General features: G+C 56.8%; 11 protein-coding genes. 10 read left to right on the top strand and 1 reads right to left on the bottom strand.

What is annotated here, in order from left to right; genetic code table 11:
• The first annotated feature begins 4 nt into the window (after positions 1–4).
• From bcsQ to F3J28_RS19095, 8 genes are all read left to right on the top strand, one after another.
• Positions 5–739 (top strand): cellulose biosynthesis protein BcsQ, encoded by a 735-nt coding sequence (gene bcsQ / locus F3J28_RS19130; protein ID WP_166878813.1) that lies wholly within the window; start codon positions 5–7, stop codon positions 737–739.
• A complete protein-coding gene (gene bcsA / locus F3J28_RS19125) occupies positions 736–3,345 on the top strand; it encodes a UDP-forming cellulose synthase catalytic subunit (RefSeq protein WP_166878811.1) in 2,610 nt (869 codons plus the stop codon). The genes bcsQ and bcsA overlap by 4 nt, the downstream gene beginning before the upstream one ends.
• A gap of 139 nt (positions 3,346–3,484) precedes the next feature.
• Positions 3,485–5,878: a cellulose biosynthesis cyclic di-GMP-binding regulatory protein BcsB gene (bcsB, locus tag F3J28_RS19120; protein WP_166878808.1), complete on the top strand. Its 2,394-nt coding sequence runs from the start codon at positions 3,485–3,487 to the stop codon at positions 5,876–5,878.
• 5 nt (positions 5,879–5,883) lie between these two features.
• Positions 5,884–6,990 (top strand): cellulose synthase complex periplasmic endoglucanase BcsZ, encoded by a 1,107-nt coding sequence (gene bcsZ, locus F3J28_RS19115; protein ID WP_166878806.1) that lies wholly within the window; start codon positions 5,884–5,886, stop codon positions 6,988–6,990.
• A complete protein-coding gene (bcsC, locus tag F3J28_RS19110; protein WP_166878804.1) occupies positions 6,972–10,469 on the top strand; it encodes a cellulose synthase complex outer membrane protein BcsC in 3,498 nt (1,165 codons plus the stop codon). The genes bcsZ and bcsC overlap by 19 nt, the downstream gene beginning before the upstream one ends.
• 202 nt (positions 10,470–10,671) lie before the next feature.
• Positions 10,672–12,657 (top strand): biofilm formation regulator HmsP, encoded by a 1,986-nt coding sequence (gene hmsP / locus F3J28_RS19105; protein WP_205247248.1) that lies wholly within the window; start codon positions 10,672–10,674, stop codon positions 12,655–12,657.
• 181 nt (positions 12,658–12,838) lie between these two features.
• Positions 12,839–14,125 carry a dicarboxylate/amino acid:cation symporter gene (locus tag F3J28_RS19100; protein WP_008460613.1) on the top strand — a complete coding sequence of 429 codons (1,287 nt, stop codon included), beginning with the start codon at positions 12,839–12,841 and terminating at the stop codon, positions 14,123–14,125.
• A gap of 217 nt (positions 14,126–14,342) precedes the next feature.
• The gene (locus tag F3J28_RS19095; RefSeq protein WP_166878798.1) at positions 14,343–15,827 is read left to right on the top strand and encodes a M16 family metallopeptidase; all 1,485 of its coding nucleotides are present in this window, start codon (positions 14,343–14,345) and stop codon (positions 15,825–15,827) included.
• 116 nt (positions 15,828–15,943) lie between these two features.
• Here F3J28_RS19095 and kdgK read toward each other — a convergent pair whose 3' ends face one another.
• Complete coding sequence (gene kdgK / locus F3J28_RS19090; protein WP_166878795.1) at positions 15,944–16,876, bottom strand: 2-dehydro-3-deoxygluconokinase; 933 nt, start codon at positions 16,874–16,876, stop codon at positions 15,944–15,946.
• 242 nt (positions 16,877–17,118) lie between these two features.
• Between kdgK and pdeH the strand changes: the two genes are divergently transcribed.
• Both pdeH and F3J28_RS19080 read left to right on the top strand, forming a co-directional pair.
• Entirely contained in the window at positions 17,119–17,892 is a 774-nt protein-coding gene (pdeH, locus tag F3J28_RS19085) for a cyclic-guanylate-specific phosphodiesterase (RefSeq protein WP_166878792.1), read from the top strand.
• A 65-nt stretch (positions 17,893–17,957) separates the two neighbouring features.
• A complete protein-coding gene (locus F3J28_RS19080; RefSeq protein WP_166878789.1) occupies positions 17,958–20,024 on the top strand; it encodes an AsmA family protein in 2,067 nt (688 codons plus the stop codon).
• The last annotated feature ends 92 nt before the right edge of the window (positions 20,025–20,116 follow it).

The raw sequence follows: 20,116 nt of genomic DNA, 5'->3' as shown, positions 1-20,116 counted from the left end.
CCTGATGGCTGTCATTGGGTTGCAAGGGCTGCGTGGTGGCGTAGGGACGACGTCTATTACCGCGGCGCTTGGTTGGTCGTTGCAGCAACTTGGGGAATCGGTGCTGGTGGTGGATATCTCGCCAGATAACCTGCTGCGTCTGTTTTATAATATTGATTTCGCAGAGCCAAAGGGCTGGGCGCGGGCCATGCTGGATAACGAAGACTGGCGCAAATGCGCATGGCGCTATACCAGCCATCTCGACGTGCTGCCGTTTGGCCAGCTCAGCCCGGCTGAGCATGAAACGTTCGACACGGTGGAAAAAGCCCTTGGTAACTTCAGCCATTTTCTTGCTGACCTGAAAGCGAGCCAGCGATACCAGTGGATATTACTGGACTTGCCCCACGGCTTTAACGCCCTGACCCGCCAGATTTTGGCGCAAACCGACAGCGTGGTGACGGTGGTTAAACCGGACACCAACTGCCATATTCGTTTGCACCAGCAGGCTTTGCCTCAAGGGGCGCATATTCTGGTGAACTATCTGCAGGTGGCCAGTCAGCTGCAGGATGATATCTACCAAATTTGGCTGCAAAGTCAGCGCACGATGATCCCCATTATTCTTCACCGGGATGAGGCGATGGCCGAAAGTGCGGCGGTAAAACAGCCTCTGGGCGAATACCGTCCGGATTCATTGATTGCCGAGGAAATCATGACGCTCGCCAACTGGTGCCTGTTGAACCTTGCAGGGAAGAAGGCATGAGTCATCTGGCCTCCTGGCTGTTACTCCCCGCTGCCAGCCAGCGGTTGGGTGAGCGTTATCGTACTTTTCGCCGCAACGGTGCCCCGATGTTCAGTGCGATGCTGGGCTGCATCGTCTTGATTCTTGCCTGGGTTTTTCTGCCGCTTGAAGGCCCCCGCTGGCAGCGCATACGCGCCGGGCATGATCGGTTCTACCCGCATATCAATCCAGACAGGCCGCGCCCGCTGGACGTGGTGCGTTACGGTATCCAAAGCCTGTGGCTGTTGCTCCGCGCCAGTAAGCAAGCCGGGCGTCCGCGGATACGCTCTTTTGGCCGGATGCAGGCCTGGCGTGATAGCTGGCACGGCTGGCTTGATAAGCTGCCGGAAAACATTAGCAACCGGACGCAGCATCTCGATGAAAAGAAAGAATTAAGCCATATCAACCACACAACCCGGCGGATCATTCTGGGCGTGATAGTTGTGTTTTCGGCCATTCTTGCTCTGCTTTGTATTACTCAGCCGTTTAACCCGCTGTCACAGTTTATTTTCCTGATGCTGTTATGGGGCGTGGCCCTGATCGTTCGGCGTTTACCGGGGCGTTTCTCTGCCTTGATGCTGATTGTGCTGTCGCTCACCGTTTCCTGCCGCTACATCTGGTGGCGCTACACTTCGACCCTGAACTGGAACGATCCGCTCAGCCTTGTCTTCGGTCTGGGGCTGCTGTTTGCCGAGACCTACGCCTGGCTGGTGCTGGTGATGGGGTATTTCCAGGTGGTGTGGCCGCTTAACCGCCAGCCGGTGCCGATGCCAAAAGACATAAGCACCTGGCCGGTGGTGGATATTTTTGTGCCGACCTACAACGAAGAGTTGCACGTCGTGAAGGGGACGATTTATGCCTCACTGGGCATTGACTGGCCGAAGGACAAGCTGAATATCTGGATTCTGGATGACGGCGGGCGCGACGAGTTTAAGCAGTTTGCCGATATGGTCGGGGTTAACTATATCGCCCGTCCGACGCACGAGCACGCAAAGGCGGGGAACATCAACAACGCGCTGAAGCACGCGAAGGGCGATTTTGTCGCTATCTTCGACTGCGACCACGTGCCCACACGCTCCTTCCTGCAGCTAACCATGGGCTGGTTCTTCAAAGAACAATCGCTGGCGATGATGCAGACTCCGCACCATTTCTTCTCGCCTGACCCGTTCGAGCGCAACCTGGGGCGTTTCCGTAAAACGCCTAACGAAGGGACGCTGTTCTACGGGCTGGTGCAGGACGGGAATGATATGTGGGATGCCACATTCTTCTGCGGCTCTTGTGCTGTGATTCGACGCGGGCCGCTGGATGAAATTGGCGGTATTGCCGTTGAAACCGTGACCGAAGATGCCCACACATCGCTGCGTTTGCACCGCCGGGGTTACACTTCGGCGTATCTGCGTATTCCGCAGGCTGCAGGACTGGCAACGGAAAGCCTTTCCGCGCACATTGGGCAGCGTATTCGCTGGGCGCGAGGGATGACGCAGATATTCCGTCTCGATAACCCGTTCTTCGGCAAGGGGCTGAAGTTTGCCCAGCGGCTCTGTTATGCCAACGCCATGTTCCATTTCCTGTCGGGGATCCCGCGGCTTATCTTCCTGACGGCGCCTCTGGCATTCCTGTTGTTACACGCCTATATCATTTACGCCCCGGCCATCATGATTGCGCTGTTTGTTTTGCCGCACATGATCCACGCCAGCCTGACCAACTCCAAAATTCAGGGCAAATATCGCCACTCTTTCTGGAGTGAGATTTACGAAACGGTACTGGCCTGGTACATCGCTCAGCCTACGCTGGTGGCCTTGTTTAATCCGCACAAAGGGAAGTTCAACGTGACCGCCAAGGGCGGGCTGGTTGAAAACGAATATGTGGATTGGGTCATCACGCGTCCGTACCTGATTTTAGTCCTGATTAACCTGCTGGGGGTTGCCTTTGGGGCATGGCGCTTCTTCTACGGCCCGGAAAACGAAGCGCTAACGGTGGTGGTGAGTCTGCTGTGGGTGTTCTACAACTTGATAATACTGGGCGGCGCGGTGGCCGTTTCCGTGGAGAGTAAGCAGGTCCGGCGAGCGCACCGCGTTGAAATCGCCATGCCGGCCGCGCTGGCGCGTGAAGATGGTCACCTCTTCCCGTGCACCGTGCATGACTACTCAGACGGCGGGGTAGGGATCAAGATTCATGGTCCGACTCAGGTGCTGGAAGGGCAGAAAGTGAACCTGCTGTTGAAGCGTGGGGCACAGGAGTTCTTCTTCCCGGCTCAGGTGATGCGTGTCTTTGGCGATGAAGTCGGCCTGCAGCTGGCGCAGATGACCACCAAACAGCATATCGATTTTATTCAGTGTACTTTTGCCCGCGCCGATACCTGGGCGCTGTGGCAGGACAGTTTCCCTGAGGATAAGCCGCTGGAAAGTCTGGTGGATATTCTCAAGCTTGGATTCCGGGGTTACCGGCACCTTGCGGAGTTCGCTCCACCGTCATTGAAGTTTGTTTTCCACGCGATCACCACGCTGGTGGACTGGATTGTGTCGTTTATTCCGCACAGCCCGACGGTCGAACCAGCAAAACGGCGGACTTTGTCTGCCCTGGCTTAACGAAATTGCTCACCAAAAGGGAAAAAGCGTGGTTTTTCCCTCTTTGTAGCCGGCAACTGAAATCACGAATTGATGTTCTCTGGTGTTTCTTCTTTCGCCTGAGGTTTGTCAACAGCTTGATTAATTTGATGATAACGCGATGAAAAGAAAAATATCCTGGTTTTATGCAGCGGCGGTAGGCATCAGCGCCCTGCCTGTTACAGTGGCAAATTCGGCTGATTCGACGCCGGCTCCGACGGTTCCCGCCGTGGCGACGGCAAATCAGGCGGTGGTTACGCCTGCGCCGGGTTCAACCGAGGCGATCGTTCCCGCGACTCCCGCTGGCAGCGCCCCGACGGTTGGGCAAGTCTTACCGGGCGTACCTGGCGCAAATGCGCCCATCGTCGCCGAAAATGTGCCTTCCCGCGATGTGAAACTGAATTTTGCGCAAATTGCGCCGCCGCCGGGCAGCATGGTGTTGACCGGCGTGAACCCGAATGGCGGGGTAGAGTTTGGGATGCGTCGGGATGAAATCGTCTCGAAAGCGCTGCTGAACCTGGAATATACCCCTTCACCTTCGCTGCTGCCGGTGCAGTCGCAGCTTAAAGTCTATCTTAACGACGAGCTGATGGGCGTCCTGCCGGTGACCAAAGAGCAACTGGGCAAAAAGACCTTTGCACAGGTGCCGGTTGACCCGCTGTATATCACCGACTTTAACCGCGTGAGGCTGGAGTTTGTCGGCCACTACCGCGACATCTGCGAGAATCCGGCCAGCACCACGCTGTGGATGGATGTCGGTCGCAGCAGCTCGCTGGCGCTGACCTACCAGCGCCTGCCGGTTCAAAACGATCTGTCGCATTTCCCGGTGCCTTTCTTCGACTCGCGAGACGATCGCCCGCTGACGCTGCCTGTCGTTTTTGCTGCCAGCCCGGATATTGAACAGCAGCGTGCCGCCGGGATTGTCGCCTCGTGGTTTGGTTCCCGTACCGCATGGCGTGGGCAGAGCTTCCCGGTGCTCTTCAATCAGTTGCCGGCCAGCAACGGGATCGTTTTTGCGACCAACGATAAGCGCCCGGACTTCCTGCGCGACCATCCTGCCGTGCAGGCGCCAACCGTTGAGATGATGACCCACCCGGATAATCCGTACGTCAAACTGCTGGTGGTGATGGGCCGTGATGATAAAGACCTCGTGCAGGCGGCAAAAGGCATTGCCCAGGGGAATATCCTGTTCCGCGGCAGCAGCGTCACCGTGGATGACGTGAAGCCCTTGCAGCCACGCGAACCTTACGATGCACCAAACTGGGTGAGAACTGACCGGCCGGTAACGCTGGGCGAGATGAAAACTTACCAGGAGCAGCTGCAGTCCAGTGGCCAGGAGCCGAGCGCCATTAGCGTGACGATGAATCTGCCGCCCGATCTCTATCTGCTGCGCAGTAACGGCATCGATCTCAACCTGAAGTATCGCTACACCGCACCGGCGATGAAAGACAGCTCGCGCATGGACATTAGCCTGAACAACCAGTTCCTGCAGTCGTTCAACCTGACGCCGAGCGAAGAGAACAATAAGCTGCTGCTGCGCCTGCCGGTGCTGCAGGGCCTGCTGGACGGCAAAACGGATGTGTCGATTCCCGCGCTGCGTCTGGGCGCCGCCAACCAGCTGCGCTTTGACTTCTCGTATATGAACCCGATGCCTGGCGGCTCGATAGAGAACTGTATTACGTTCCAGCCGGTCCAAAACCACGTCGTGGTGGAAGATGAGTCAACCATCGACTTCTCTAACTACCACCACTTTATTGCCATGCCGGATCTGCGCACCTTTGCGAATGCGGGCTTCCCGTTCAGCCGCATGGCCGATCTCTCGCAAACTATCGTGGTGATCAGCAAAGAACCTAACCCGGCTCAGGTGACTGCGCTGCTGGACGCGCTTGGCACCATTGGTTCACAAACCGGCTTCCCTGCCGTAAACGTGGGCCTGACGGATGATGGCAGCACCATTCAGGGCAAAGATGCGGATATCATGATCATCGGCACTATTCCGCCAACGATGAAAGATGACAAACGTATCGATCTGCTGGTTGAAGCCACGCAAAGCTGGGTGAAAACTCCGGTTCGCCAGACTCCGCTGCTGAACGGCGTTTCCGATCCAAAAGATCGCGCGGCGGATACGCAAACGGAGGTCACCTCCAAAGGCGCCATGGCCGCGATCGTCGGCTTCCAGTCGCCGTATAACGACCAGCGCAGCGTCCTTGCTTTACTGGCCGACAGCCCGCGAGGTTACGAGCTGCTGAACAATGCGCTCAACGACAGCGGCAAACGGGCGGCGATTTCCGGGTCGGTAGCGGTGATTCGTGAATCCGGCGTGGATAGCCTGCGCGTCGGCGATATTTACTATGTGGGCCACCTGCCGTGGTTCGAGCGCATCTGGTACGCGCTGTCGAACCATCCGGTGCTGCTGGCTATCTTCGCCGCGATAAGCGTCGTGCTGTTGGCCTGGGTGCTGTGGTGTATCCTGCGCATCCTTAGCCGCCGCCGTATCGATCCAGAAGACGAGTAATTACGATGAAAATCAGCGCCGTACTGCTGATGGTCGGGCTGATGCTGACAACCGTTTCCGGGCAGGCCGCCTGTAGCTGGCCTGCCTGGGAGCAGTTTAAAGCCAGCTATGTCAGCGACCAGGGCCGGGTGATCGATCCCAGCGATGAGCGCAAAATCACCACTTCTGAAGGGCAGAGCTACGCGCTTTTCTTTGCGCTGGTGGCCAACGATCGGGCGATGTTCGACAAGCTGCTGCTCTGGACGGAAAACAACCTCGCTCAGGGGGCGCTGAAAGACAATCTTCCCGCCTGGCTGTGGGGCAAAAACGACAAAGATGCGTGGACGGTTTTAGACAGCAACTCCGCCTCCGATGCCGATATGTGGATTGTCTGGAGCCTGCTTGAAGCGGGGCGTCTGTGGCATGAGCCTGCCTATAGCCGCCTCGGTGAAAAGCTGCTGAAGCGCGTGGCGAAAGAGGAAGTGATTAAAATCCCGGGGCTGGGATTTTCACTGTTGCCGGGGCGAGTGGGGTTTAATCATTCTCCTGACTGGCGGCTGAATCCAAGCTACCTCCCGCCGCAGGTACTGCAGCGAATGGTGCGTTACCGCGGCCCCTGGTCGGCCATGCAGGTGGCAAACCAAAGATTACTGCTTGAAACCGCACCCAAAGGATTTTCACCCAACTGGGCCGACTGGCGTGAAGGCAAAGGCTGGCAGTTCCAGACCGACGACGCCCGCAGCGGCAGCTATGACTCAATCCGCGTCTACATGTGGATTGGCATGATGGCCGACGACGCGCCGCATAAAGCCGCGCTGCTGAAGGCCTTCCAGCCCATGGCAGATATCACCATCAAACAAGGTTTGCCGCCGGAAAAAGTCGATGTGCAAACCGGCAGCGTTCAGGGCAATGGCCCGGTGGGATTCTCCGCCGCCATGCTGCCTTTTTTACAGGATAGCGAAGCACGGGACGTGCAGCGTCAGCGGGTGAAAGATAATTTCCCCCAGGCTGATGCCTATTACAGCTATGTTTTAACGCTCTTTGGTCAGGGATGGGATCAAAATCGTTTTCGCTTCAATTCTCGGGGTGAATTAATCCCTAGCTGGGGTCAGGTATGCGCAAGTTCTCATTAAGTTTCGTCACTCTCTCATTGGGCATGGCGCTGATGCCGATGGCTCAGGCCGCGTTGACGCCCCACCAGCAGTTGCTGGAGCAAGTGAAGATGGGTGAGGCCAGCAAACGCGAAGATATTGTGCGGCAGTCGCTGTCCAGGCTGGAGCTGATGGCACCGGACGATCCGGACGTGATTGCGGCCCGAATGCGCTACCTGCTGCGCCAGGGGGATAACGCCGGGGCGAAAGCACAGCTTGAGCGTCTGGCAAAACTGGCCCCCGGCTCCGCCGAATATAAACAGTCGCAGGTCACGATGATGCTGACCGGCGCGGATGGCCGCCAGCAGCTGCAGCAGGCCCGTTTATTAGCGACGAGCGGGCATACCGAACAGGCTATTGCCGCCTATGAAAAGCTGTTTGACGGCAATCCGCCCGAAGGGGATTTAGCGATTGAATACTGGATGCTGATGGCGAAGCGCCCGGCAACCACCAACCAGGCGATCGATAAACTGAAAGCGCTGGATGCCGCTGCGCCGGGGAACGGCGAACTGCGTGGCAATCTGGCGCGGCTGATGTTTGCCAACGGCCGCAGCGCCGAGGCTTATCAGGTGCTTGAGCAAATGGCGAAATCCAACGGCAGCCGGGAAGACGCGGCGGCTTTATGGTATGGCCAAATCAGCAACTTACCGACAGGGCCACAAAGCGTCGCGGCCCTGCAGCGTTTTCTTAATGTCTTCACCGAAGGCGATACGGTGGCCACTGCGCGTGACAGGCTCGCGCAGCAGCAAAAACAGTTGTCTGACCCGGCTTTCCTCGCCCGGGCAAAAGGGCTGGAAGACGTGGGCGGTGGTCGCGGGAACCAGGCCATTCCGCAGCTGAAAGAGGCGTTAAGCTCGAAGCAAAACGATAGCGAAGTGGTTGGCGCCCTGGGGCAGGCTTATTCTCAGCAGGGAAAACGCGCCCTCGCGGTACAGCAGTTTGAGAAAGCCATTCAGATGGACCCGCAAAGCGACAACCGGGGCAAGTGGGACAGCTTGTTAAAAACCAACCGCTACTGGCTGTTGATTGAACAAGGTGATGCTCAGCTCAAAGCCAATAACCCGGACGCCGCGCTGCAGAAGTACCAGCAGGCGCAGAGGGTGGATAACACCGACAGCTACGCGGTGCTGGGCTTTGGCGATGTGGCCGTTGCCAAAAAAGATGATGCCAGCGCGGAGCGTTATTATCAGCAGGCGCTGCGCATGGATCGCGGGAATAGCAATGCGATTCGTGGCCTGGCGAACGTCTATCGCCGCCAGTCGCCGGCGCGTGCAACGGCGTATATTCAGAGCCTTTCGGCCAGCCAACGCAAAAGTATTGATGATATTGAACGTAGCCTGGCCGGCGAGCGGCTGGAGCAGCAGGCCACCGCGCTGGAAAGCCAGGGGCAGTGGGCAAAAGCGGCAGAGATCCAGCGCCAGCGGCTCAAACTCGACCCGGACAGCGTGTGGATAACCTACCGCCTGTCGAACGATCTCTATGCCGCCGGAAAACACAGCGAGGCAGACAGCCTGATGCGCGGCCTGGCCCAGCGTAAGCCCGGCGACCCGGAGCAGGTCTTCGCTTACGGCCTTTATCTCTCAGGCAATAATCACGATGCGGCGGCGCTAAGCCACCTCAATACGCTGCCCAAAGCGCAGTGGACCAACAATATTCATGAGCTTGCTGACCGGCTGCAGTTTAACGAAGTGATGCAAACGGCTAACCGGCTGCGGGACAGCGGCAAAGAAAAAGACGCCATTGCGCTGCTTCAGCAGCAGACGCCGTCCGATCGCGTCGACTTAACGCTGGCCGACTGGGCCGCCGAACGTGGCGATCGCCCCACGGCGAAAGCGCAGTATCAGAAAGTCCTGCAGCGTTCACCCGGCAACGAAGATGCGCTGTTAGGGTTAACCGAGGTGCTGATTGCCGAGGGGGATAAACCTCAGGCCCGCGATCTGCTAGCGAAGCTGCAGAAAGCACCTGTGGGTGAAACACCGTCCATCAATACGCAACGCCGCGTGGCGAACGCCTGGGCTGCCCTGGGCGACAACGAAAAAGCCGCGCAAACCTACGCGCCAATTCTGGTTGCGGCGAAAAGCCAGCCGCCGTCGATGGAAAGCGCGCTGGTGATGCGTGATGCCGCGCGTTTCCAGGCCGCCAGCGGCCAGCCGCAGCAGGCGCTGGAGACTTACAAAGACGCTATGGTCTCCTCGGGGGTTACCCAGCAGCGCCCGCAGGATAACGACACCTTCACTCGCCTGACCCGCAACGATGAGAAAGACGACTGGCTGAAGCGGGGCGTGCGCAGCGATGCCGCCGATCTTTACCGCCAGCAGGATGTAAACGTGACGCTTGACCACGAATACTGGGGCTCAAGCGGCACGCCGGGTTACTCCGATCTGAAAGCGCATACCACGATGCTGCAGGTGGACGCTCCGCTTAGCGACGGGCGGATGTGGTTCCGTACCGATCTGGTGAATATGAGTGCTGGCTCGTTCAAAGATAACGGCGGGGGTTACAACGAGCGCTGGGGCACCTGTGCGCAGCACAACTGTTTCGGCAACACAAATCAGAGTGGCAACGGCGCAAGCGTGGCCGTTGGCTGGAAAAACAATACCTGGCAAACGGACATTGGCACCACGCCGATGGGCTTTGACGTCGTGGATGTCGTGGGTGGCGTAAGCTACAGCAACGACCTCGGGCCAATTGGCTATACCGTCAATGCGCATCGTCGGCCTATCTCCAGCTCGCTGCTCTCCTTCGGCGGGCAGCGGGATCCGAATACCAATAAAGTGTGGGGTGGCGTTCGCGCTAACGGCGGCGGTATCAGCCTGAGCTACGACAAGGGCGAAGCTAACGGCGTCTGGTCCAGCCTGAGCGCGGACACGCTGACCGGTAAAAACGTGGCCGATAACTGGCGCGTGCGCTGGATGACGGGCTACTACTACAAGCTGATTAACGAGAATAATCAGCGGCTAACCGTGGGCCTGACCAATATGGTCTGGCACTACGAAAAAGACCTCAGCGACTACTTCCTCGGCCAGGGCGGCTATTACAGCCCGCAAAAATACGTGTCGTTTGCCGTGCCGGTCATCTGGCGTAAACGCACCGAAAACTGGTCCTGGGAACTGGGTGCTTCCGGCTCCTGGTCTTACTCCCACAGCAATGCGGGCCAGCGCTATCCGCTGCGTAACCTCGTGCCAAATAACACGAACCCCTACCCGGAAGATCCCTATGCTTACCCGGACCGCAATGACACCTTCTCGGGCAGCAGCAGCAATGGTTTCGGTTATACGGCCAGAGCGCTGGTTGAACGGCGGATCAACTCGCACTGGTCAATCGGTGCCGGGATTGATATTCAGCAGGCCAAGGACTACACCCCAAGCCACGCGTTGATTTTCGTGCGCTACTCCATGGCGGGCTGGCAGGGCGATATGGATATGCCGCCGCAGCCGCTGGTGCCTTACGCGGACTTCTGATTAGCGGTGACGCAGAGCGGCGGGTTAGCCCGCCGTTTGTGTTTTTTTACTCAGAATTCGGCGCAAAGTTGCCCATAAATGCAGAATTACCCGATTCTCCTGAGGTCAGGATTAAAAAGAGCGGCAATGCAGTATACTCTGCGGGCATAAGAATATCCTGATGCCGGGCGTGGCGCAGGTTAAGCAAAAGCGGAGAGTCAGCTTGCGAGTCAGTCGTTCCCTAACGATAAAACAGATGGCGATGGTGTCAGCCGTGGCCCTGGCGTTTATTTTCATTTTTATCGTCATTCAGCTGTTCCATTTTGTGCAGCAAAACCGCTACGACACCGCCACGCAAATGGAGAAAATCGCCCACTCCGTGCGTCTTCCGCTGTCTGAGGCCATTTTGCGGGCGGATATTCCGCAGGCCGAGGCTATTCTTCAGCAGATCCAACCTTCGGGCATCATCAGCCGAGCCGACGTCGTGCTGCCCAATCAGTTCCAGGCGCTTCGCATTAGCTTTATGCCGGAGCACCAAATCCCGATGCTCATTACCCGCGTGTTTGAGCTGCCGGTGCAGATTTCCCTGCCGCTTTATTCCCTCGAACGCCCGGCAAACCCACAGCCGCTGGCTTACCTGGTGCTACAGGCTGATTCCTGGCGCATGTACCGCATTATCATCAGCACGATTTCCACTCTGCTGACCACCTATTTGCTGCTGGCGCTGATTTTGACCGTGGCGATCAGCTGGTGCATTAACCGGCTGGTGGTGCATCCGATCCGCAAGATTAGCCGCGAGCTGGATAACCTGAATCCTCAGCAAGCGGGTGAGCACCAGCTCACGCTGCCGCCGCTGCACCATGACGATGAGATTGGCATGCTGGTACGCAGCTATAACCGCAATCAGCAGGTTGCCCAACGTCTTCAGAAGCAAATGAACGCGTTGAGTACCCATCATCCGGTCACGGAGCTGCCAAATAAGGCGCTGCTGATGGCGCTGATTGAGCAGATGGTGGCGAACGAGAAACGCGGTGCGTTGATGTTAATCGGGAGCGAAACGCTCCAGGATGCGGCCGGCGTGCTGAACGAAGAGCAGCGCGAGATGCTGCTGTTGACGCTGGTCGAGAAAATTAAACCCGTGTTGCCGACCAACGCGGTGCTGGCCCAGCTCAGTCAGAATGATTTTGGGCTGCTGCTCTATGGCGTCAGCGACCCGTGGAATGCCATGACGCTGGCACAGAAAATCATGGAAACGCTCAACGCCCGTTTGCCCGTTCAGGCATTGCAACTGAAACCGACCGCCAGCATTGGCATTGCGATGTTCAGAGGGGGCCTCGATGCAGAACAGCTTTATCGCCGGGCGGCTTCGGCAACGCTTGCGGCTCGCCGCTTCGGGAAAAACCAAATTCAGTTCTTCGACCCCGATCAGATGGAGATAGCCCAGCAGCGCCTGACCGAAGAGCACGATATTTTGAATGCGCTTGAGAAGCATCATTTTGCTATCTGGCTACAGCCGCAGGTGGATATGCGTGACGGGAGCGTGGTCAGTGCCGAAGTCCTGCTGCGCCAGCGCCAGGCTGACGGTAGCTGGAGCCTGCCGGAAGGGCTGATTGAGCGTATTGAAGCCTGCGGGCTGATGATTACCGTCGGTAGCTGGATCCTCGAGGAGTCCTGTCGCACGCTGTCTGCCTGGCAAAGCCGGGGCGTTACGCTGCCGCTGTGCGTCAACCTCTCCGCGCTCCAGCTGCTGCATGAAGCCATGGTGCCTTCGCTCCTGGAGCTGCTCAGACGTTACCGAATCCAGCCCGGCACGCTGATTCTTGAAGTTACCGAGAGCCGCCGCATTGATGATCCACAGGCGGCGGTCAATATCCTGCGGCCGCTCCGCCAGGCCGGGGTGCGTATTGCGCTGGATGATTTTGGTATGGGTTACGCCAGCCTGCACCATCTGCACCACATGAAAGCGCTGCCGATTGACGTGCTGAAGATAGACAAAAGCTTCATCGAAGGGCTGCCGGAAGATAACGCGATGGTGGGCGTGATTATCGCGATGGCCAAAGCCCTGGATCTGAAAGTGGTGGCGGAAGGCGTGGAACAAGAAGCGCAGCGCGAGTGGCTGGTGCAGCAGGGAGTTATCTACGCCCAGGGGTTCCTGTATGCCAAAGCGCGCACCCTCGAGCAGTTTGAACGTGAATTTCTTACTGCGTAAATGAAAAACAATAGTTACAAATGTTAAGAGCTGGATCGGTTCAGTTCAAGTTTTTAACAGTTCCATTAACAAAATCGATCCAGGCCACTTCTGCGTTTTTTTTAGGGTGATATGTTGAGTGCCGCAGTCATACCGGTTCCTGAGCCGGGGCTGCGGTTACTCTCCGTCCAAGGATACTCTAATGAAAACCTCACTCTTCAAAAGTCTGTATTTTCAGGTGCTGACCGCAATTGCCATCGGCATTTTGCTGGGTCACTTTTACCCGGAATTGGGTGCCCAAATGAAACCGTTTGGCGACGCGTTCGTTAAACTGATTAAAATGATTATCGCGCCCGTCATCTTCTGCACCGTGGTGACCGGGATCGCTGGCATGGAAAGCATGAAAGCCGTAGGCCGTACAGGCGCGGTAGCGTTACTTTATTTTGAAATTGTCAGCACGATTGCGCTGATTATCGGGCTGGTTGTGGTTAACGTGCTGCAGCCAGGCGCCGGCATGAACGTGGACCCGGCGACGCTGGATGCCAAAGCGGTTGCGGTTTACGCTGAACAAGCTCAGCAGCAGGGCGTTATTGCCTTCTTGCTGGACGTGATCCCAGGTAGCGTGATTGGTGCGTTTGCCAGCGGGAATATCCTGCAGGTGCTGCTGTTTGCCGTTCTGTTTGGCTTTGCCCTGCATCGCCTGGGCCACAAGGGGCAGATGATCTTTAACGTCATCGAAAGCTTCTCTCAGGTTATCTTCGGCATCATCAATATGATCATGCGCCTGGCGCCTATCGGGGCGTTTGGGGCCATGGCGTTCACCATCGGTAAGTACGGCGTAGGTTCTCTGGTGCAGCTGGGCCAGTTGATCGTCTGTTTCTACATCACCTGCCTGCTGTTTGTGATTCTGGTCCTGGGCTCCATCGCCCGCGCAACGGGTTTTAGCATCTTCAAGTTCATTCGCTATATCAAAGAAGAGCTGCTGATTGTACTGGGGACATCGTCTTCCGAGTCCGTTCTGCCGCGTATGCTCGATAAGATGGAGAAGCTGGGCTGCCGTAAATCCGTTGTGGGCCTGGTCATTCCAACCGGCTACTCCTTCAACCTGGACGGCACCTCGATTTACCTGACAATGGCGGCGGTGTTTATCGCTCAGGCGACCAACAGCCACATGGATATCTTCCATCAGATCACGCTGTTGGTTGTGCTGCTGCTCTCTTCTAAAGGGGCTGCAGGCGTGACGGGAAGCGGCTTTATCGTGCTGGCGGCAACCATTTCTGCGGTAGGCCATCTGCCGGTTGCCGGTCTGGCGCTGATTCTGGGTATCGACCGTTTCATGTCCGAAGCGCGCGCGCTGACCAACCTGGTCGGTAACGGCGTGGCGACCGTCGTTGTCGCGAAATGGGTAAAACAGCTGGATGAAAAGCAACTTCATCAGCAGCTGGATAATCCAAAATCTGACAAAAAAGTGACCGAAGTCTCCCACTAATCCGACCAATTGCCCGCAGCGACTTGCCCTCGCTGCGGGCGACTCTGCATAATTACCTTCCTAAACATTCAACATTCTCTATTTTTCACTTTCTTACGTGACGTTTTCGCAGAAATGCGGTCAAACGGATTGGTGAAACGTCACCTATGTCGGTCTGCGGACGTCGAATGCCGCGCCGATGTGCTACTTTTAACCAGGATTGTTTTTAGGGGTTCACATGCAGGGCACCAAGATTCGACTTTTAGCTGGCGGGTTGCTATTAGCCGCAACGGCCAGCAACGTGCAGGCAGAAGCGCTCCAGCCGGACCCGGCCTGGCAACAGGGAACGCTTTCTAACGGCTTCCAGTGGCAGGTTTTGGCCACCCCCCAGCGCCCAAGTGATCGCGTTGAAATTCGCCTGATGGTGAATAGCGGTTCACTCACAGAGACCGCCCAACAAAGCGGTTACAGCCACTTTTTACCGCGCATGCTGTTGACGCAGACCGGCGGTCTGCCGACGAGCCAGGCGCGTTCGTTATGGCACCAAAGCAGCGACCCGGAGCGTCCACTTCCTCCGGCTATTGTCTCCTATGACTTCACGCTGTTTAACTTAAGCTTGCCTAATAACCGCAATGATTTGCTGAAAGAAGCGCTGACGTTTATGTCGACCAATATTGGGTCGCTGGCCGTGACACCGGCAACCGTCACCGCGGCACTGCATGTGCCGGATATGGTCGCGACCTGGCCGATGAACACCAAAGACAGCTGGTGGCGCTACCGCCTGAAAGGCTCCACGCTGCTTGGCCACGATCCGGCTGATAATCTCAAGCGCCCGGTTGATGCCGCGCAGCTGAAAGCGTTTTACGACAAGTGGTACACCCCGGATGCCATGACCCTCATCGTGGTGGGTAACGTGGATAGCCGCAGCGTGGCGGAGCAAATCAACAAAACCTTCGGTGAGCTAAAAGGCAAGCGCGACACGCCTGCGCCTGTGCCAACGCTTTCCCCGCTTAACCCTGAGCCGGTGAGCCTGATGACCGACAGCGTGCGTCAGGACAGGTTGTCCCTGATGTGGGACAACAGCTGGCAGCCGATTCGTGAGTCTGCGGCGCTGCTGCGCTACTGGCGTGCCGACCTGGCCCGTGAAGCGCTGTTCTGGAATGTGCAGCAAAGCCTGAGCAAAAATGGCGTTAAAGACCTCAATCTGAGCTTTGATTGCCGCGTGCTTTATCTGCGCGCTCAGTGCGGGATCAACATTGAATCCCCGAACGATAAGCTGAACACCAGCCTTACCAGTGTCGGGCGTGAACTGTTGAGAGTGCGCGATAAGGGGTTGTCTCAGGAAGAATTCGACGCGTTGATAGCGCAGAAAAAGAATGAGCTGACGAAGCTGTTTGCTACCTACGCGCGTACCGACACCGACGTGCTGATCAGCCAGCGTTTGCGTTCGCTGCAGAATCAGGTAGTTGATATTGCACCTGAGCAGTATCAGAAGCTCCGGCAGGACTTCCTCGACAGCCTGACCGTGTCGATGCTCAATCAGGATCTGCGTCAGCAGCTGTCTCAGGAGATGTCGATGGTGCTGCTGCAGCCTAAAGGCGAGCCTGAGTACAACATGAAGGAGCTGAAAGAGACGTGGGATAAGGTGATGGTGCCGGCTGCGCCGCCGCCGGTGACCGACGATCCTAAGCCGGAAGTTTCGGATATTCCACCGGCTTCTTAGCGGTGGGATTGCCCCTCACACCGGCCCTCTCCCCACAAGGGAGAGGAGGAACTTGCGCAGACATTTTCTTCTCGTCCCCTCTCCCTTCCAGGGAGAGGGTTAGGGTGAGGGTCATCTTATTTGGGCATTGCATCCAGCGGGATAATCGCCCCGCGATATTGAATCACCGTGCCCGCGGTCAAATGGCCGCGTTTCGCGGCTTCTTCTGCTGTACCCCCGATTAAACGCACCGCCAGATAACCCGCGCTAAAGGAATCTCCTGCCGCGGTGGTGTCCACGATTTTTTCTTTTGCCAGACGAAGCGCCGGGACGTCGAGTAGATCCTCGCCGCTGACCGAGACCAGGCAAGACTCAGCGCCTCGTTTGATAACCACTTCTTCTACGCCAGCAGCATGCGTCCGGCGAATCACTTCCTCTGCCGGGACTACGCCCCATAGCGCGTCTTCGTCGTCCAGCGTCAGAAACGCAATATCCGTGCAGGCCAGCATTTGCCGGTAAACACGCTGTGTCTCTTCCGGGCTGGTCCATAAGCGTGGCCGATAGTTATTGTCGAAAATGACTTTGCAGCCGTTCGCTCTGGCCTGCTTCAGCATCGCGAAAAGCTTCTCCCGGCTGGCGTTATTGAGGATGGCCAGGCTAATGCCGCTCAGGTAGAGATAATCAAACCGGGCCAGTTCCGCACATATTTCGTCTGAACGCTCGCTTTCCAGCCAGAACCGCGCCGCTGCTTCGTTACGCCAGTAGTAGAACGTTCGCTCACCGTGGCTATCGGTCTCGATGTAATACAGGCCCGGAAGGCGGTGCTCCAGGCGCTGAATCAATGCCGTGTGCAGGTGTTCCCGTTGCCAGGTGTCCAGCATTTGCTGGCTAAAACTGTCCTCGCCGAGTGCGGTGACATAATGCACTTCCAGCGCGCCTTCGCTGACCTGGCGGGCGAGGTAAACCGAGGTATTTAAGGTATCGCCTCCGAAGCCGCGATGCAGCTGGGCCCCACTTTGAGACAGTTCGATCATGCATTCGCCGATCACGGCAATTTTCTGAGTGAGCATAAGAGACCTGGCGGTTAAATGAACAAAAACGCTGTTTTTCGCATTCTCCGCCGTGGCGAAAAGTGAGTCAAACATTTTAAAACGGCGTTTTGAAAATATTTGATGTACGCCAGGTTATTGTGATTGTGACAAAAATCGCTTCGGCGCATTTTGCTGCGAAAGCGAGCATAAAGTTCTCTATTACGACGCCGATAACCTTTCGACGAGCCATGTAGCGTTATCAGGGCAAACAGGATGTACAGATGAAGTTGAAGCAGATCACTCACCGGCTGCATACGCTTGAGGCGAGCGTTGAAAGTTTGCAGGAGCGACGATTCTGGCTGCAATGCCAGCGCCGCTACACCTTTCAGCCGATTTACAAAACAGACGGAAAATTGATGGCAGTTGAACTGCTGACGGTGGTCACGCATCCTGCTGAGGCTGACGTACGTATCCCGCCTGACCGCTATTTCTCTGCGATCCCCAGCCGCCAGCGTCTTGCGGTGGTGGAAGAGCAACTGCGTCTGCTGGAAGACTGGGCGCAGATCTTCATCGGTCACGGCATACTGGCCTCGGTGAACGTCGATGGCCCCACTTTAATTGCCATGAAGCAGCATCAGCCGATTCTTGATCTGATCGCCAAACTGCCGTGGGTACGTTTTGAACTTGTGGAGCACATTAACCTGCCGCAGGCGGCAACGCTGGCCGGCATGCACGAGTTTGGCCCGCTCTGGCTTGATGATTTTGGTACCGGCCTGGCTAACTTCTCCGCGCTGAGCGAAGTCCGCTACGACTATATCAAAGTGGCGCGCGAGCTTTTCATCATGCTACGAAAAAGCGATGAAGGGCGGAATTTATTTACCATGCTGCTGCAATTAATGAACCGCTACTGCAAGGGTGTGATTGTAGAAGGCATTGAAACGGTTGAAGAATGGCGAGATGTTCAATCTTCACCTGCTTATGCGGCACAAGGTTATTTTCTGTCGCGCCCTGTCCCCTTCGAAAACCTGGAAAACGTTCTGATTCGCCTCCCCTGATGTCGTTTCGGTCACGCTGAACTATCTTTTAGTCAGGTAGACCAGCATCAGGAGAGGTAAGAAGGATGACAAAAACGGGTAAAATTAGCAGCACAGTCGCCGGGATTTTCTTGTTGTTGGTTGTCGTAGCGATCGTGGCGATCGCCACGTTTGACTGGAACCGGCTGAAACCAACCATCAACCAAAAAGTCTCGACAGAGCTGAACCGCCCCTTTGCCATTCGCGGCGATTTAGGGGTGGTTTGGGCACGAAATAAAGACGAGCCCGGCTGGCGCAGCTGGGTGCCGTGGCCACACGTTCATGCCGAAGATATCCTGCTTGGTAACCCACCTGACATCCCCGAAGTCACCATGGTTCATCTGCCCAGCGTCGAGGCAACGCTCGCCCCGCTTTCGCTGTTAACCAAAACGGTTTATATCCCCTGGCTTCGCCTGGTTGAGCCGGATGTCCGTATTATCCGGCTGTCGGACAAAAACAATAACTGGACCTTTAACCTTTCCAGTGCAGGCGGCAGCGATCCCAATCAAAAACCCTCCGGCTGGTCCTTCCGACTCGACAATATCCTGTTCGATAAAGGGCGGATCGCCGTGGACGATAAAGTGACCAGGGCGGCGCTAACGATCCTGGTTGATCCTTTGGGTAAACCGCTGCCGTTTAGCGAAGTGTCCGGCCAAAAGCCACAGGGCAAAGATGCGGTGAAAGCGGCAGATTACGTTTTCGGCCTGAAAGTGAATGGCCGCTACAACGGCCAGCCGGTGGAGGGCAGCGGTAAAATTGGCGGTATGCTGGCGCTGCGTAGCGAAGGCGATAGCGCATTCCCGGTGCAGGCAGACGTGCGTTCGGGGACATCGCGAGTGGCCTTCGTTGGCACAGTTAACGACCCGATGAAAATGGGAGGCGTCGATCTCAGGCTCAAGTTCTCCGGCGATTCCCTCGGGAATCTTTACGCGCTGACCGGCGTGCTGCTGCCGGATACGCCTCCGTTTGAAACGGACGGTCATCTGCTGGCAAAAATCGACACGGATAAAGGCTCGGTCTTCCGCTATCAGGATTTTAACGGGCGCATTGGCGACAGCGATATCCACGGTTCCCTGACCTACAGCCAGGGTAAACCGCGGCCTAAACTTGAGGGCGATTTAGTCTCTAAACAGCTGCGGCTGGCCGATTTAGGGCCGCTGATTGGCGTTGATTCCGGAAAGGATGCCGAAAAGACGAAAAAAGCCAGACAGCAGCGTGGCGACAGGACGGTGCAGCCAGCCGATAAAGTGCTGCCTTACGATCGCTTTGAAACGGACAAATGGAACGTGATGGACGCCGATGTGCGCTTTAAAGGGCAGCGCATTGAACACAGCGGCACACTGCCGCTGAGCGACCTCACCACCCACGTGATCCTGAATAACGCTGACCTGCGCCTGCAGCCGCTGAAATTCGGCATGGCGGGCGGCTCCATCAATGCCAACATCCACCTTGAGGGCGATAAAAAGCCGATGCAGGGGAAAGCGGATATTCAGGCGCGTCGTCTGCAGCTGAAGCAGCTTATGCCGAAGGTTGAGTCGATGCAGAAAACGCTGGGCGAACTGAACGGCGACGCCAATCTGAGCGGACGCGGTAACTCAGTCGCGGCGCTGATGGGCACCAGTAACGGCAGCCTGAAGCTGTTGATGAACGACGGGCTTATCAGTCGTAACCTGATGGAAATCGTTGGCCTTAACGTGGGCAACTACATTGTCGGCAAGATTTTTGGCGATGATGAGGTGCGGATCAACTGCGCCGCTGCGAACCTGGATTTACGCAACGGAATTGCGACGCCGAGAATTTTTGCCTTTGATACTGAAAACGCGCTTATTAACGTCACCGGCAGCACAAATTTTGCCAGCGAACGTCTGGATCTGACCATCGATCCGGAGAGCAAAGGGATTCGTATTATCACTCTGCGTTCTCCGCTCTATGTGCGCGGCACGTTCAAGAGCCCGGATGCGGGCGTGAAGCCGGGGCCATTGATTATTCGTGGCGCAGTGGCTGCGGCGCTTGCCACGCTGGTCACTCCGGCGGCGGCGCTGGCCGCGCTGATCTCGCCTTCTGAAGGAAGTGATAATCAGTGCCGGACGATTTTGGGGCAGATGAAGAAGTAAGGCTGCCCCTCACCTCGGCCCTTTCCCCGGAGGGACGAGGGGGAAAAGAGAAAGCAAAACTGACATTTCCTCTCCCTTTTAGCCAGATTTCT

Origin of the sequence: Enterobacter sp. Ap-1006, assembly GCF_011752835.1 — a bacterium.
Lineage (GTDB): Bacteria > Pseudomonadota > Gammaproteobacteria > Enterobacterales > Enterobacteriaceae > Cedecea.
This window is presented reverse-complemented; position numbering and strand designations above follow the sequence as displayed.